This is a genomic window from Bacillus sp. FSL K6-3149, from assembly GCF_038630515.1.
Lineage (GTDB): Bacteria > Bacillota > Bacilli > Bacillales > Bacillaceae > Bacillus > Bacillus pumilus.
Genome location: NZ_CP152034.1, coordinates 281,772 through 296,634, shown reverse-complemented (window position 1 = coordinate 296,634; position 14,863 = coordinate 281,772). Strand labels below are relative to the sequence as shown.

At 43.4% G+C, this 14,863-nt stretch carries 13 protein-coding genes; 11 read left to right on the top strand and 2 right to left on the bottom strand.

Translation table 11 applies throughout. The annotated features are described in order from the left end of the window. Nucleotides 1-10: 10 nt before the first annotated feature. Nucleotides 11-226, bottom strand: a complete 216-nt coding sequence (gene yvfG / locus MHB83_RS01610; RefSeq protein ID WP_003213121.1) for a protein YvfG — start codon at nt 224-226, stop codon at nt 11-13. Between the two features lie 70 nt (nt 227-296). Between yvfG and rpoN the strand changes: the two genes are divergently transcribed. Together rpoN and MHB83_RS01600 are read left to right on the top strand one after the other, a co-directional pair. After that, nucleotides 297-1,595: an RNA polymerase factor sigma-54 gene (gene rpoN / locus MHB83_RS01605; protein ID WP_342496571.1), complete on the top strand. Its 1,299-nt coding sequence runs from the start codon at nt 297-299 to the stop codon at nt 1,593-1,595. Between the two features lie 170 nt (nt 1,596-1,765). Beyond that, nucleotides 1,766-2,503: a FadR/GntR family transcriptional regulator gene (locus tag MHB83_RS01600; RefSeq protein WP_342496570.1), complete on the top strand. Its 738-nt coding sequence runs from the start codon at nt 1,766-1,768 to the stop codon at nt 2,501-2,503. 27 nt (nt 2,504-2,530) lie between these two features. Here the strand turns inward: MHB83_RS01600 and MHB83_RS01595 are convergent, their stop codons facing one another. After that, a complete protein-coding gene (locus tag MHB83_RS01595) occupies nt 2,531-3,973 on the bottom strand; it encodes a sigma 54-interacting transcriptional regulator (RefSeq protein WP_342496569.1) in 1,443 nt (480 codons plus the stop codon). Nucleotides 3,974-4,181: 208 nt separating this feature from the next. On the opposite strand from MHB83_RS01595, the gene MHB83_RS01590 reads away from it, so the two are divergent. From MHB83_RS01590 to MHB83_RS01550, 9 genes are all read left to right on the top strand, one after another. Next, entirely contained in the window at nt 4,182-5,378 is a 1,197-nt protein-coding gene (locus MHB83_RS01590; protein ID WP_137054387.1) for an ornithine--oxo-acid transaminase, read from the top strand. 106 nt (nt 5,379-5,484) lie between these two features. Beyond that, nucleotides 5,485-6,900 (top strand): amino acid permease, encoded by a 1,416-nt coding sequence (locus tag MHB83_RS01585; protein WP_342496568.1) that lies wholly within the window; start codon nt 5,485-5,487, stop codon nt 6,898-6,900. A 314-nt stretch (nt 6,901-7,214) separates the two neighbouring features. Further along, complete coding sequence (locus MHB83_RS01580; protein ID WP_003212739.1) at nt 7,215-8,252, top strand: sugar-binding transcriptional regulator; 1,038 nt, start codon at nt 7,215-7,217, stop codon at nt 8,250-8,252. Between the two features lie 31 nt (nt 8,253-8,283). Continuing rightward, complete coding sequence (gene gap / locus MHB83_RS01575) at nt 8,284-9,291, top strand: type I glyceraldehyde-3-phosphate dehydrogenase (protein WP_003212811.1); 1,008 nt, start codon at nt 8,284-8,286, stop codon at nt 9,289-9,291. 213 nt (nt 9,292-9,504) lie between these two features. Further along, complete coding sequence (locus tag MHB83_RS01570; RefSeq protein ID WP_003213359.1) at nt 9,505-10,689, top strand: phosphoglycerate kinase; 1,185 nt, start codon at nt 9,505-9,507, stop codon at nt 10,687-10,689. A 30-nt stretch (nt 10,690-10,719) separates the two neighbouring features. Continuing rightward, complete coding sequence (tpiA, locus tag MHB83_RS01565; RefSeq protein ID WP_106029339.1) at nt 10,720-11,481, top strand: triose-phosphate isomerase; 762 nt, start codon at nt 10,720-10,722, stop codon at nt 11,479-11,481. Further along, the gene (gpmI, locus tag MHB83_RS01560) at nt 11,474-13,009 is read left to right on the top strand and encodes a 2,3-bisphosphoglycerate-independent phosphoglycerate mutase (RefSeq protein ID WP_342496567.1); all 1,536 of its coding nucleotides are present in this window, start codon (nt 11,474-11,476) and stop codon (nt 13,007-13,009) included. The genes tpiA and gpmI overlap by 8 nt, the downstream gene beginning before the upstream one ends. Before the next feature lie 29 nt (nt 13,010-13,038). Beyond that, nucleotides 13,039-14,331, top strand: a complete 1,293-nt coding sequence (eno, locus tag MHB83_RS01555; protein WP_003212752.1) for a phosphopyruvate hydratase — start codon at nt 13,039-13,041, stop codon at nt 14,329-14,331. Nucleotides 14,332-14,587: 256 nt separating this feature from the next. Beyond that, the gene (locus MHB83_RS01550; protein WP_034620133.1) at nt 14,588-14,857 is read left to right on the top strand and encodes a hypothetical protein; all 270 of its coding nucleotides are present in this window, start codon (nt 14,588-14,590) and stop codon (nt 14,855-14,857) included. Nucleotides 14,858-14,863: the final 6 nt, after the last annotated feature.

The following is a 14,863-nucleotide window of genomic DNA, read 5'->3' as shown; positions in this document are numbered from 1 at the left end:
TCTTTTTCGTTCATTCGCTTTCTTTTTTCACCTTTTGATACGCCTCATCAAGGTGCTGAATTCGCTTCAAAACCACAGCATTTTTGGTCAGCTGGTCTTGTACAAGCGTTGACACCACTGAGCGGTAATAGGCATTCATGGCATGAATCTTGTCTTCATTTTGATTCATGGCGATGTGTTGTTTCAAGTTGTCAACAAAGTATGGAACGGAAAAAAGTTCAGACATGGGGATCACTCCTATTTCTTATATACGGTCCGTCAATCTTCATGTAAAATGATGAGAGGGAGGGGAGACAATGAGCCTTAATCTGCAACAAGAACAGGTATTAAAGCAGGTGCTCACACCAGAACTCAGGCAGGCCATTACATTGCTCCAGCTGAATAGCACTGAGCTTGGCGAGTATCTTGACCAGTTAGCGCTTGAGAACCCTCTGATTGAGCGGAAAGACACGGACAGCTATCAACCAGTTTATCATAAAAAATCTCAAGATCGAATGACAGAGCCGTATCGAACGCATCAAAAAGAAAGCCTGCAAATGTATTTAAAGAAGCAAGCCCTTGATTTAAATCTAAGTGAAAAGAATCAAAGGATCTTTCACTTTATGATCGAGTCCATTGATTCCAATGGCTATTTAAATGAACCGGTTGACGAGATGGCAGCTGTCTTAAAGGTGTCAGCTGAAGAAGTAGAAGCCGTCCTTCATCAGCTTCAATCGCTAGAGCCTGCCGGTATTGGCGCAAGATCTTTACAAGAATGCATCCTGCTTCAGCTGAGAAGAAAAAAGGAGCGCTGGTATGAAGCCGAGCTGATCATTGATGAGCACTTCTTTCTCTTTGCAAGAAAGGCTTGGAAGGAAATCGCGGCGAAAACAGGCATTTCCATGAAAACACTTCAAGCGGTACAAGATGAGGTGTCGCAGCTTGAACCAAGACCCGGCATCCATTTCTCATACGAAGAAGACCATGTGTATATAGAGCCGGATGTGACGATTACTGTCGTGCAGGACCACATCACATTTGAGCTGAATCGGCGCGCTTTCCCAGACGTTGAAATGAATGAAGGATACTTCGCCATGATTCAAGACCGAAAGCGGCATGAAGCATATGTGTATCTAAAGGAAAAAGAGCAGCAGTACAATTGGCTTGTCCAAGCGCTGAAGCAAAGAAAACAAACGATGACCCATGTCGTTCGTGAGATTATCTTACACCAGACAGATTTTTTCCTTACAGGGAAACATAAAATGAAACCGCTTACGATGAAGCGGATCGCAGATATATTGCAAGTGCATGAGTCAACAGTCAGTCGAACGGTGAAAGGGAAAATGGTGCAAACCCCTTATGGCCTCATGGAAATGAAGCAATTTTTCCAAGCAAAGCTAGAAGGACCCTCGCTGGAAGAGGCGTCCAGCTATACAGTCAAGACGTACATCGCAGAGCTGATCCAAACAGAAAATAAGAAAAAACCGTATTCAGATCAGCAAATGATGACGCAGCTACAGCAAACCTTTGGCATCCGAGTGTCGCGCAGAACCATTGCGAAATATCGTGAACAAATGAATCTTCCATCATCTACACTGCGGAAGCGCTATGATTAAAAAGAAGTACTTGCCAGAAACATGGCAGGTGCTTTTTTAGTTGAAAGCGAGGCATACAGAAGATTTTTTGAAAATTAAATCGGGGAGACGTGTGAACGGAAATTTTGGGGTAAAGTATAAGATAGGGCATGAGCCGAAAAGGGTAGACAACAGTGATGAGGTGAGACCAATTGAAATATAAACAAATCAAAACCAAAAAAATATATGAAGAAATTGCGGATGCATTAATCGAATCGATTCGCACTGGTGAGCTTCTTCCGGGAGAAAAATTAGATTCGGTTCAATCGCTCTCAGAAAGCTTTCAAGTCAGCCGTTCCGCTGTGAGAGAGGCGCTGTCTGCTCTCAAAGCGATCGGATTAATAGAGATGAAACAAGGAGAAGGCACATATGTGAAGCAGTTCGATCCTGAACAGCTCGCATTTTCTTTATCTCCTGCATTTTTAATGAAGCAGCATGATGTCAGGCAGCTCCTTGAAGTGAGAACCATTATTGAAACAGGTGCTGTCAAAAAGGCGGCGCTGCTTCGGACGGACGATGACCTACATCAGCTGCGTGATGCACTCGAACAAATGAAGCTGGCAGAAGCCCATGAAGAAATTGGTGAAGAGGCAGATCTTATCTTCCATCTCGCCTTAGCCAAAGCCTCGAAGAATGATGTATTAAAGGTGTTAATGAATCAAGTCTCATCCTTGTTAGTAGAAACGATGCGGGAAACGAGAAAAGTCGTGTTATTCTCAACGAAAGCCTCCATTCGGAAGCTTTACGAAGAACATGAACAAATTTACAAAGCCATCGTTGCAAGGCAGCCAGAAGAAGCAGAGAAAGCGATGCTTACGCATTTGAAAAATGTAGAAAATCTGCTCGGTGATGTGCTGCAAAAACCAGCAGAACAGTCAGATACACAATAAGCTGTGCCGGATGATGGCACAGCTCTATTATTGAAGAGAAATATGTAGCTTTTTCATTCGATATTGCAGACTTTGCCTGCTCATGCCCAATAACTTTGCAGTCTGTGAAATATTATCGTCCATTTTTTCTAAGTAATGGACGATGTATTGCTTTTCGAACCGCTCCATTTGGGTTTGGAAATCAGTCGTCTGTTCAGGGCTTGTATACACAAAGGTGTCAGCAGCTGCGGTTTGCTGCAAAGAATTTGTTTGCAATTGCGCCTTAGGACGGGCTTCCCCGTGCTTAAATCTAAAATGATAGGGAAGGTGATGCATGCTTAAGTCGTCTTCATCCATCATCATATTCATCCCCGCCTCAATCACATGCTCAAGTTCTCTTACATTGCCTGGCCAATGATACGCCTTAAAAAGGGCAAGTACCTCTTCATCAGCCGTCTTCACCTTCATTTGAAACAGCTCATTATATTTTTGAATAAAATGATTCACAAACGTAGGAATGTCCTCTTTTCGTTCAGAAAGCGGCGGAATAAATAAGGTGACAATACCGAGACGATAAAATAAATCCTTGCGCATGCGTCCACCTGCGATTGCATCCACAGGGTCCTCATTCATATTGGCAATCACTCTTACATCAACAGCAATTTCCTTTGTGCTTCCTAGCCTTCTCACACGTTTCTCCTGTAAGACGCGCAATAGTTTTGCTTGAAGATGAGGATTTAGTGAGTTGATCTCATCTAAAAGCAAGGTTCCTCCTTGCGCCTGCTCAAATAAGCCAGGCTGATCAGCTGCTCCCGTAAAAGCCCCTTTTTGTGTACCAAAGAGCAGGCTTTCAATCAAATTATCAGGCAGTGCCGCACAATTTTGAGTAATAAAAGGTCCAGATGACCGGCTGCTGCCGTTATGAATGCTTTGAGCAAACAGCTCTTTCCCAGTCCCAGTTTCGCCAACAATGAGCACATAGGAAGAGGTGCGTGTCGCTCGTTTCGCATGCTCAATCACCTCTAAAAAGGCAGGGCTTTGTCCAATAATAGAATCGAAGGTAAAGCGGGTGCTTCCTTTTTTCTTCATATTGTGATGAATCAGCCGTTCCAGCTTGGTCACATCATTCGAAATTTCAACTGCCCCTTGAATGAGACCATCTCGAACGAGTGGGTATGTATGGTTAATCGTTGTGATTTCTTTTCCGTTGTAATTATGATACGTCTGCTTGGCATGTACGGTTTGTTTCCCGGTACGCAGCGCTTGGACAAGTGTACTGTGCATCTCATCTTGAAAGGCGAAGAAATCGAGTACATTTTTATGGAGAACATCTGAGCGTTTTAAAGACTCGATCTCCATCATTTTTTTATTATAAACAACCGTATGTCCATTCTCATCAATAGCATGAACACCGACATCAATTAAATCGAGCATTTGTTTATATAAATCAATCTCATTTTCAAGCTTTGCGGCATGCAGATCTTTTTTCAATTGCGCCACCTCCTGACGTTACCTCTATTTTACATGAAAAATTTTGCGGTTTCCTCTAAAAAATTTGGCGTATGCAAAGAAACTTTGCGTAATTAATGAAGTAGACCCCATGATCAAGCGGTCAGAAAGTTGGCACGATCCTTGCATAACATATGGATGAAGATGAACCCAATTGAAAGAAGCTACCTTACAGAAGGAGGAATAGATGATGACGACACAGACAAATGAATTGATTCAACAAACAGAGCAATATGGAGCGGCAAACTATCATCCGCTGCCAATTGTCATTTCAGAGGCTGAGGGAGTGTGGGTGACAGACCCTGAAGGCAATCGATATATGGATATGCTGAGTGCGTATTCCGCAGTGAACCAAGGACATCGCCATCCCCGCATTATTGAAGCGCTCAAAAAACAGGCAGACCGCGTGACGCTCACCTCGAGAGCCTTTCATAATGATCAGCTTGGTCCTTGGTATGAAAAAATTTGCAAACTGACGAATAAAGACATGGCACTGCCAATGAATACAGGTGCTGAGGCTGTAGAAACCGCTGTAAAAGCAGCGAGACGCTGGGGCTATGATGTGAAAGGAATCGAAGAGAATCGTGCAGAAATCATTGCGTGTGTTGGCAATTTCCATGGGAGGACGATGACGGCTGTATCTCTTTCCTCAGAAGCAGAATACCAAAGAGGTTTCGGCCCAATGCTTCCTGGAATTAAGCTAATTCCTTACGGAGATATTGAAGCGTTACGTGAAGCGATCACACCACAGACAGCGGCTTTCCTCATTGAGCCGATTCAAGGAGAAGCGGGGATTGTCATGCCGCCAGAAGGCTTCTTGAAAGAAGCCAAAACGCTTTGTGAGCAAGAAAATGTGCTGTTCATTGCGGATGAGATTCAAGTGGGGTTAGCACGAACAGGTAAGATGTTTGCGTGTGATTGGGAAGACATTGAGCCAGATATGCTGATTCTTGGGAAAGCTTTAGGCGGCGGAGTATTCCCAATCTCGTGTGTTGTAGCAAACCGCGATATTTTAGGCGTGTTTAACCCTGGTTCTCATGGGTCTACCTTTGGAGGAAATCCTCTTGCGTGTGCAGTGTCGCTTGCTGCACTGGATGTTTTAATCGACGAAAAGCTTGCAGCACGCTCTATGGAGCTTGGTGAATACTTCAAAGACAAATTGGCACACATTCAAAGTCCTGTGATTAAAGAAGTGCGCGGCCGCGGACTATTTATAGGAATGGAGCTGACAGAGGCAGCTAGACCTTATTGTGAAAAGCTGAAGCAAGCAGGTTTGTTATGTAAGGAAACTCATGAAACAGTCATCCGTTTTGCACCACCACTGACCATTTCAAAAGCAGATTTAGACTGGGCGATTGGTCATATTGAAGCACTGTTTCAAGCTTAAATGGCAAAGGGGGAGGAAGCTTCACTTTCTCCCTTTCTTTTTCAACGAACAGCGAATTTTGTCAAAGGATGCTGAATAGAAGAGGGAAAGTGGGGAAGTGGATTTGATGCAAGAACAGCATAATGAACTAGAGCGTTCCATGAAAAGCAGACATCTCTTTATGATTGCCTTAGGCGGCGTCATCGGTACAGGGCTTTTCCTTGGGTCAGGGTTGATTATCCATCAGGCAGGACCGGGGGGAGCCATTCTATCGTTTATCATTGGCGGATTTTTAATGTATTTGGTCATGCTCTGTCTTGGAGAATTAGCAGTGGCGATGCCAACAGCCGGTTCCTTTCAGGAATATGCAACCAAATATATAGGCCCGTCCACAGGCTTTATGATCGGCTGGCTGTATTGGTTTAGCTGGGCGTGTACGATTGGTCTGGAGTTTACATCAGCAGGCATATTGCTCCAAAGGTGGTTTCCAGATATTCCGGTTTGGCTCTGGTGTCTAGCATTTAGCGTGATATTATTTGCCGTGAATGCCATCTCTGCTCGCAGCTTCGCTGAAACGGAGTTTTGGTTTTCAGCCATCAAGGTTGCGGCCATCCTATTGTTTATTATTATCGGAATTGGCGCAATTTTCGGAATGATTGATTTAAAAGGCGGAGAACCAGCCCCTTTATTTCGTCATTTGACGGATCATGGCGGACTATTTCCTAATGGTGTTTTTGCTATTTTATTAACCATGGTCACGGTCAATTTCTCCTTCCAAGGAACAGAACTTGTAGGGATCGCAGCAGGTGAGAGTGAAAGCCCTGAAAAAACATTGCCTCGATCAATACGGAATATTATTTGGAGAACGATGGTCTTTTTCGTTTTATCAATTGCGGTTCTAGCCGCACTTCTTCCATGGCAGACAGCAGGCGCTGTCGACAGTCCGTTTGTGGTCGTGCTGGACAAGGTCGGCATCCCATATGCTGCAGATATCATGAATTTTATTATCATCACAGCTGTCTTGTCTGTAGCAAACTCTGGATTATATGCATCATCACGTATGCTCTGGTCGCTTTCAAAGGACGGGAAAGGACCTGCCTTTACGAAAAAGCTGTCCAAGCGTAAAATCCCGATCAATGCATTATTGGTGACAATGGGTGTATCCGCTCTATCTCTGCTCACAAGTATTGTGGCGCCAAAAACGGTGTATGTGTGGCTTATTTCGATTTCTGGAATGGTTCTTGTTGTGGTGTGGATGTCCATTTGTTTGTCTCAATATTTCTTTAGAAAACAATTCATAAAAGACGGGGGAGATGTAAAGGATCTCGTCTTCCGTACACCGCTCTATCCATTTGTCCCACTAGCAGGCTTCATCGCATTTGGCATCGTGCTCATTAGCTTATTTTTTATCGAGGATCAGCGGATCGGTCTTTATTGCGGAATCCCGTTCATGGCTGCCTGCTACATCATTTATTATCTCAAAATCAAACCGAAGGAAGAGGCAAAGCGTTTCGCCGAAGAGGAAGGAATCCCAAAAACATAAAAGACGACTATATCAAAAAAGTGTGTATGCGGACCTCTTACGCATGCACACTTTCATTGATGAATTCATTCAATATAGAAGAAAATAAAATATTTCGAAAAGAAAAATCATAGCAAGAACCTTGATGACAAGCAGGCTATCGGTGAAAATGTGTCTATTTTTTGTCTAAATGTGTTTGTAATAGTTGAAAATGCAAGATGATCCTGTTAAAATAATTAAAGAAAGCAGGGATTGATTTTTTTTGGCTGTGGCGGGACGTTTTTTGTCACAGTGGGACGTTTTTAGTCCAATGTGAAAAGAAAGGGTCGTTAGCCATGAATCGTTTATTGGAAGCTCAAAAAAAATTATTGCCAGATCTTCTCATCGTTATGCAAAAACGCTACGACATTTTGCAGTACATCAGATTAGCTGAACCAATCGGCCGCAGAAGTCTTGCGACGAGTCTTGGTCTCAGTGAGCGCATCTTAAGAGCTGAAGTTCAGTTTTTAAAAGAACAAAATCTGCTGGATGTCAAAACGAGCGGCATGATGCTGACGAGTGAAGGCCACGCTTTGCTTGAAATGCTTGAAGGAATGATGAAAGACGTTTTAGGTTTAACCTTTTTGGAAAATACATTGAAGAGGAAGTTAGGCCTAGAAGAAGTCGTGATCGTTTCTGGTGACAGTGACGAATCCCCGTGGGTGAAGCAAGAGATGGGAAGAGCTGCTGTCCAATGTATGAAAAAAAGGTTTACTGGAAATAATATCGTCGCCGTCACTGGCGGAACGACGATGGAAGCCGTTGCCGAAATGATGACCCCTGATGCCAAAAACAGAGACATGATGTTTGTCCCTGCGAGAGGCGGTCTTGGGGAGAATGTAAAAAATCAGGCAAACACCATTTGTGCCCACATGGCTGAAAAAGCTTCCGGTACTTACAAACTGCTGTTTGTTCCAGGACAGCTGTCAGAAGGTGCTTACTCTTCCATTATTGAAGAGCCGTCAGTCAAAGAAGTGCTTCAAACGATCAAATCTTCCACGATGCTCATTCATGGAATCGGTGAAGCAAAAACAATGGCGATGAGACGAAACACACCAGCTGAAGATTTAAAAAAGATTGATGAGCATGACGCAGTGACAGAGGCCTTTGGCTATTATTTTAATCGTGATGGTGAGGTCGTCCACAAAGTGCACTCCGTCGGCATGCAGCTAGATGATTTAGAAAGCATTCCACACATCATTGCTGTTGCAGGTGGATCATCAAAGGCAGGGGCCATTGAAGCTTATTTCAAAAAACCCCGCCGAACGGTTCTCGTCACAGACGAAGGAGCCGCAAAAGAGTTATTAAGGGAGTCAATTGATCCCTCAATATAAAACATTGTGACCTATAAAAGGAGGAAACATCATGGCAGTAAAAGTCGGTATTAACGGATTTGGACGTATTGGACGTAACGTATTTCGTGCAGCATTAAACAATCCTGAAGTTGAGGTAGTAGCGGTTAACGATCTAACAGACGCTAACATGCTTGCACACCTTTTACAATATGACTCTGTTCACGGAAAACTAGATGCAGAGGTTTCTGTAGACGGTACGAACTTAGTAGTGAACGGTAAAACAATCGAAGTATCAGCTGAGCGTGACCCTGCGAAATTAAGCTGGGGTAAACAAGGCGTAGAAATCGTTGTTGAATCTACTGGATTCTTCACAAAACGTGCAGACGCTGCAAAACACTTAGAAGCTGGCGCTAAAAAAGTCATCATCTCTGCTCCTGCTAACGAAGAAGATATCACAATCGTTATGGGTGTAAACGAAGACAAATACGATGCAGCTAGCCACGATGTCATCTCTAATGCATCTTGTACAACAAACTGCTTAGCTCCATTTGCAAAAGTACTTAACGATAAATTTGGTATCAAACGCGGTATGATGACAACTGTTCACTCATACACAAATGACCAACAAATTCTTGATCTTCCGCACAAAGACTACCGTCGTGCTCGTGCAGCTGCGGAAAATATCATCCCAACTTCTACAGGTGCTGCGAAAGCTGTTTCACTTGTATTGCCTGAACTTAAAGGTAAATTAAACGGTGGCGCTATGCGTGTTCCAACACCTAACGTTTCTTTAGTTGACCTTGTGGCTGAATTAAACCAAGATGTAACTGTTGAAGATGTAAATGCAGCACTTAAAGAAGCAGCTGAAGGAGAACTTAATGGAATCCTTGGCTACAGCGAAGAGCCATTAGTATCTGGTGACTACAATGGTAATGCAAACTCTTCAACAATTGATGCTCTTTCTACAATGGTAATGGAAGGCAGCATGGTGAAAGTCATTTCTTGGTACGATAACGAGAGTGGATATTCTCACCGCGTTGTTGACCTTGCAGCTTACATTGCAAAACAAGGTCTTTAATTTGTCACACTGAAGGAACTCACTTGGTTCTTTCCTATAGACACGATATAATGAAGACGGACAAGGGAAGGGGAAGCATCCCTTTCCCTTTTTCTCTGTTTTTATCCGTTCTGCACGATTTCTCGTTTTGATGAGGGCAAAATGGGAAAAGGATAAAGAGAGACTTGTCCAATGCGTAAGGAAACCAGAATAAAGGAGGATCTCCTGACGAGCATGAATAAGAAATCAGTAAAAGACATTGACGTAAAAGGTAAAGTTGTGTTCTGCCGCGTAGATTTTAACGTTCCAATGAAAGACGGAAAAGTGACGGATGATACTCGTATTCGCGCAGCATTACCAACGATTGAGTATTTAACAGGACAAGGCGCAAAGGTACTACTAGCTAGTCATTTGGGTCGTCCGAAGGGTCAAGTTACTGAAGAACTGCGTCTGACACCTGTAGCGAAACGTCTTCAAGAGCTTCTTGGACAAGAAGTGAAAAAAGCGGATGAAGCTTACGGCGACAACGTGAAAAAGCAAATCTCTGACTTAAAAGAAGGAGATGTGCTAGTGCTTGAAAACGTTCGTTTCTATCCTGGTGAAGAAAAGAACGATCCTGAACTATCAAAAGCATTTGCTGATTTAGCCGATGTGTATGTCAATGATGCATTCGGTGCTGCACACCGTGCACATGCATCCACTGCTGGTATTGCAGCATATCTTCCGGCTGTTTCTGGCTTCCTCATGCAAAAAGAGCTTGAGGTTCTAGGAAAAGCCATTTCAAACCCTGATCGCCCATTTACAGCGATTATCGGTGGCGCAAAAGTAAAGGATAAAATCGGTGTGATTGAAAGTCTTCTTGATAAAGTGGACAACCTCATCATCGGCGGCGGACTTGCTTACACATTTGTGAAAGCACTAGGCCACGAAGTAGGAAAATCTTTATTAGAAGAAGACAAAGTCGATTTAGCGAAATCCTTTATGGACCGTGCAAAAGAAAAAGGCGTGAACTTCCTGATTCCAACAGATGTTCTGGTAGCCGACGACTTTTCAAATGATGCGAATACAAGCATTGTGCCAATCTCTGAAATTCCAAGTGATCTAGAAGCACTTGATATTGGAACAGAGACAATAGGCAAGTACGCTGATGTTATTAAAAACAGCAAGCTTGTTGTTTGGAACGGACCAATGGGTGTATTTGAAATCGACGCATTCGCTAAAGGAACAAAAGCAATCGCAGAAGCACTGGCAGAAGCAAAAGATACATATTCTGTCATTGGCGGTGGAGATTCAGCAGCAGCTGTTGAGAAATTTGGTCTGGCTGATCAGATGAGCCATATTTCTACAGGCGGCGGCGCTTCACTTGAATTTATGGAAGGCAAAGAGCTTCCAGGTGTTACTGCATTAAACGATAAATAAGACCAAAACTGCTATAAGGAAGTGTCAATCATGAGAAAACCAATTATAGCTGGGAACTGGAAAATGAACAAAACACTTGGCGAAGCGGTTAGCTTCGTTGAAGAAGTCAAGTCATCCATTCCATCTCCTGACAAAGTGGAAGCAATTGTCTGTGCGCCAGCTCTTTTCCTTGAAAAGCTAAACAGCCTTTCTAACGGAACAGACCTTAAAATTGGTGCACAAAACATGCACTTTGAAGAAAATGGTGCATTCACTGGTGAAATCAGTCCTGCTGCGCTAAAAGATCTTGGCATTGGCTACTCAGTGATCGGTCATTCAGAGCGCCGTGAATTCTTCGCTGAAACAGATGAAACAGTGAACAAAAAAGCACATGCTGCATTCAAGCATGGCATCGTTCCAATTATCTGTGTAGGTGAAACGCTTGAAGAGCGTGAAGCTGGCAAAACAAATGAACTTGTCGCTGATCAAGTGAAGAAAGCACTAGCTGGTTTAACAACTCAGCAAGTTTCTGAATCTGTTATTGCATATGAGCCAATCTGGGCGATCGGTACAGGGAAATCTTCTACAGCGAAAGATGCAAACGACGTTTGTGCGCATATCCGTCAAACGGTTGCAAGCGAATATGGTCAAGAAGCGGCAGACAGCCTTCGCATTCAATATGGCGGAAGCGTGAAACCTGCGAATATTAAAGAATATATGGCAGAATCCGATATTGACGGTGCTTTGGTAGGCGGCGCAAGCTTAGAACCTCAGTCTTTCGTTCAATTATTGGAGGAAGGTCAATATGAGTAAGAAACCAGCTGCATTAATCATCTTAGATGGATTCGGTTTAAGAGGCGAAACAGTTGGTAACGCTGTTGCCCAAGCAAAGAAACCGAACTTCGACCGCTACTGGAACGAATTCCCGCATCAAACCTTAACGGCTTCAGGTGAGGCAGTAGGCCTCCCACAAGGTCAAATGGGGAACTCTGAAGTTGGGCATTTGAACATCGGTGCAGGACGCATTGTGTATCAAAGCTTAACAAGAGTGAATGTTGCCATTCGTGATGGGGAATTTGAGAAAAACGAAACGTTCCTAGAGGCAATGACTTATGCAAAAGAGAATGACAAGGCCCTTCATTTATTCGGTCTCCTGTCAGACGGCGGTGTGCACAGCCACATCCAGCATCTTTTTGCCTTGCTGAAACTAGCGAAAAAAGAAGGCTTAACAAAAGTATACATTCATGGCTTCTTGGACGGACGTGATGTTGGTCAAAAGACAGCCAAAGTGTACTTAAACCAGCTTGAAGAACAAATCAAAGAAATCGGTGTCGGAGAAGTGGCAACACTTTCTGGACGCTATTACTCAATGGACCGTGACAAACGCTGGGATCGTGTGGAGAAAGCATATCGCGCGATGGCGTATGGTGAAGGCCCAAGTTATCAAAACATCTATGATGTCGTTGATGACTCCTATGAAAATGGAATCTACGATGAATTCGTTATTCCATCTGTCATCACGAGAGAAAATGGTGAGCCAGTTGCAAAAGTAAACGACGGCGATTCTGTGATTTTCTATAACTTCCGCCCAGACCGTGCAATCCAAATTTCGAACACCTTCACAAATGAAGATTTCCGCTCGTTTGATCGCGGAGAAGCACATCCGAAGCATTTACACTTCGTCTGCTTCACACACTTCAGTGAAACGGTTGATGGCTATGTTGCCTTCAAACCAGTGAATTTGGATAACACAGTAGGAGAAGTGCTAGCGCAAAATGGATTGAAACAGCTGCGGATTGCTGAAACAGAGAAATATCCTCACGTGACGTTCTTTATGAGCGGTGGACGTGAAGAAGAATTTCCTGGTGAAGACCGCATCTTGATCAATTCGCCAGATGTGGCAACCTATGACCTCAAGCCAGAAATGAGCGCTTATGAGGTAAAGGATGCACTTGTTGCAGACATCAATGCTGACAAGCATGATGCGATCATCCTGAACTTTGCTAACCCGGATATGGTTGGTCATTCAGGTATGCTTGAGCCAACAATTAAAGCCATTGAAGCAGTAGATGAATGCTTAGGAGCTGTTGTCGACGCAATCCTAGCAAAAGGCGGACATGCCATCATCACGGCAGACCACGGTAACGCAGACGTGCTGATTACTGAAGAAGGAAAGCCGCATACTGCACATACGACAAACCCTGTTCCAGTCATCGTAACGAAAAAAGGTGCAATGCTTAGAGAAGGCGGCATTCTAGCCGATCTATCTCCAACGCTTTTAGACTTACTTGGTCTTGAAAAACCAAAAGAGATGACAGGAACATCATTGATTCAGAAATAACAAATTGATTCAAAAGGAGAGAAATAACGATGCCATACATTGTTGACGTATATGCACGCGAAGTATTAGACTCTCGCGGTAACCCAACAGTTGAAGTAGAAGTTTACACAGAATCTGGCGGCTTTGGCCGTGCACTAGTACCAAGTGGTGCCTCTACTGGTGAATATGAAGCAGTAGAACTACGTGACGGAGACAAAGACCGTTACCTTGGAAAAGGTGTTCTGACAGCTGTAAACAACGTAAACGAAATCATTGCACCAGAGCTTTTAGGCTTTGATGTAACTGAACAAGTAGCAATTGACAAAATGTTAATCGAACTTGACGGAACAGAAAACAAAGGGAAATTAGGCGCAAACGCAATCCTTGGCGTATCTATCGCTGTAGCACGTGCGGCTGCTGATTTCTTACAAATTCCACTTTACCAATACCTTGGTGGATTCAACTCCAAAACGCTTCCAGTGCCAATGATGAACATCGTCAACGGCGGAGAGCATGCGGATAACAACGTAGACATTCAAGAATTCATGATTATGCCTGTAGGTGCACCTAACTTCCGTGAAGCACTTCGCATGGGCGCACAAATCTTCCATAGCCTGAAATCTGTATTAAGTGCAAAAGGCTTAAACACAGCTGTAGGTGACGAAGGTGGATTCGCTCCAAACCTTGGTTCTAACGAAGAAGCACTTCAAACAATCGTTGAAGCGATTGAAAAAGCTGGTTTCAAACCAGGTGAAGAAGTGAAACTTGCAATGGATGCTGCATCTTCTGAGTTCTACAACAAAGAAGACGGTAAATATCATTTATCAGGCGAAGGTGTTGTGAAAACATCTGCTGAAATGGTTGACTGGTATGAAGATATGGTATCGAAATACCCAATCATCTCGATCGAAGACGGCCTTGATGAAAACGACTGGGAAGGTCACAAACTATTAACTGAGCGTCTTGGCAGCAAGGTTCAGCTAGTAGGAGATGACTTGTTTGTGACAAACACGAAGAAGCTTTCTGAAGGAATCAAAAACGGCGTTGGTAACTCAATCCTAATCAAAGTAAACCAAATCGGTACATTAACTGAAACATTTGATGCAATCGAAATGGCAAAACGTGCAGGATACACAGCTGTTATCTCTCACCGCTCTGGTGAAACAGAAGACAGCACAATTGCAGACATCGCTGTTGCAACAAACGCTGGACAAATCAAAACAGGTGCTCCGTCTCGTACGGACCGTGTGGCGAAATACAACCAATTACTTCGCATCGAAGATCAATTGGCTGAAACAGCACAATATCATGGCATTGCAACATTCTATAACTTGAATAAATAATGCCAGCAACGCGCTGCGTTCCGCTCTTATAAAAGAGTGGGCGCAGCGTTTTTTTTTGTTGAATGAGATCCCGCAGCTGTTTCAATAGTCACATCCTATTTTTGTAAAAAGTCATCCTTCAGTCAGAGGGAAAGTGAGAAGATCCACCATTTATAAGCAATAGATCATGAAAAATCGACTAAAAATATGATCTGAAATGAACTTATGCTTTCTGTAAGGGGGTGGTATCATTTTACATATATTAGGGGGTGATGAGATGCTGAATCCTTTTAGCCTTCGTTTTCCAGTAGGTGTGTATATGTATATTCTCCACCTACTGGCGGCATATGATGAAAGGAAGCAACGAATTCTAACTTCTAAGAATGTACAGAAAAACGCATTTTGGATTTATGTCCTTGCCGCTATATTGGGCATTATTTCACTTGGAGCATTGATTTGGGCATGTAAGACCTTTGGACAGGGCTCCAAATTTTTAGGAGAGTTCAAATTATTAGGCATGTACGTTAAAATCCAATGCGGGTTCTAACAGGGA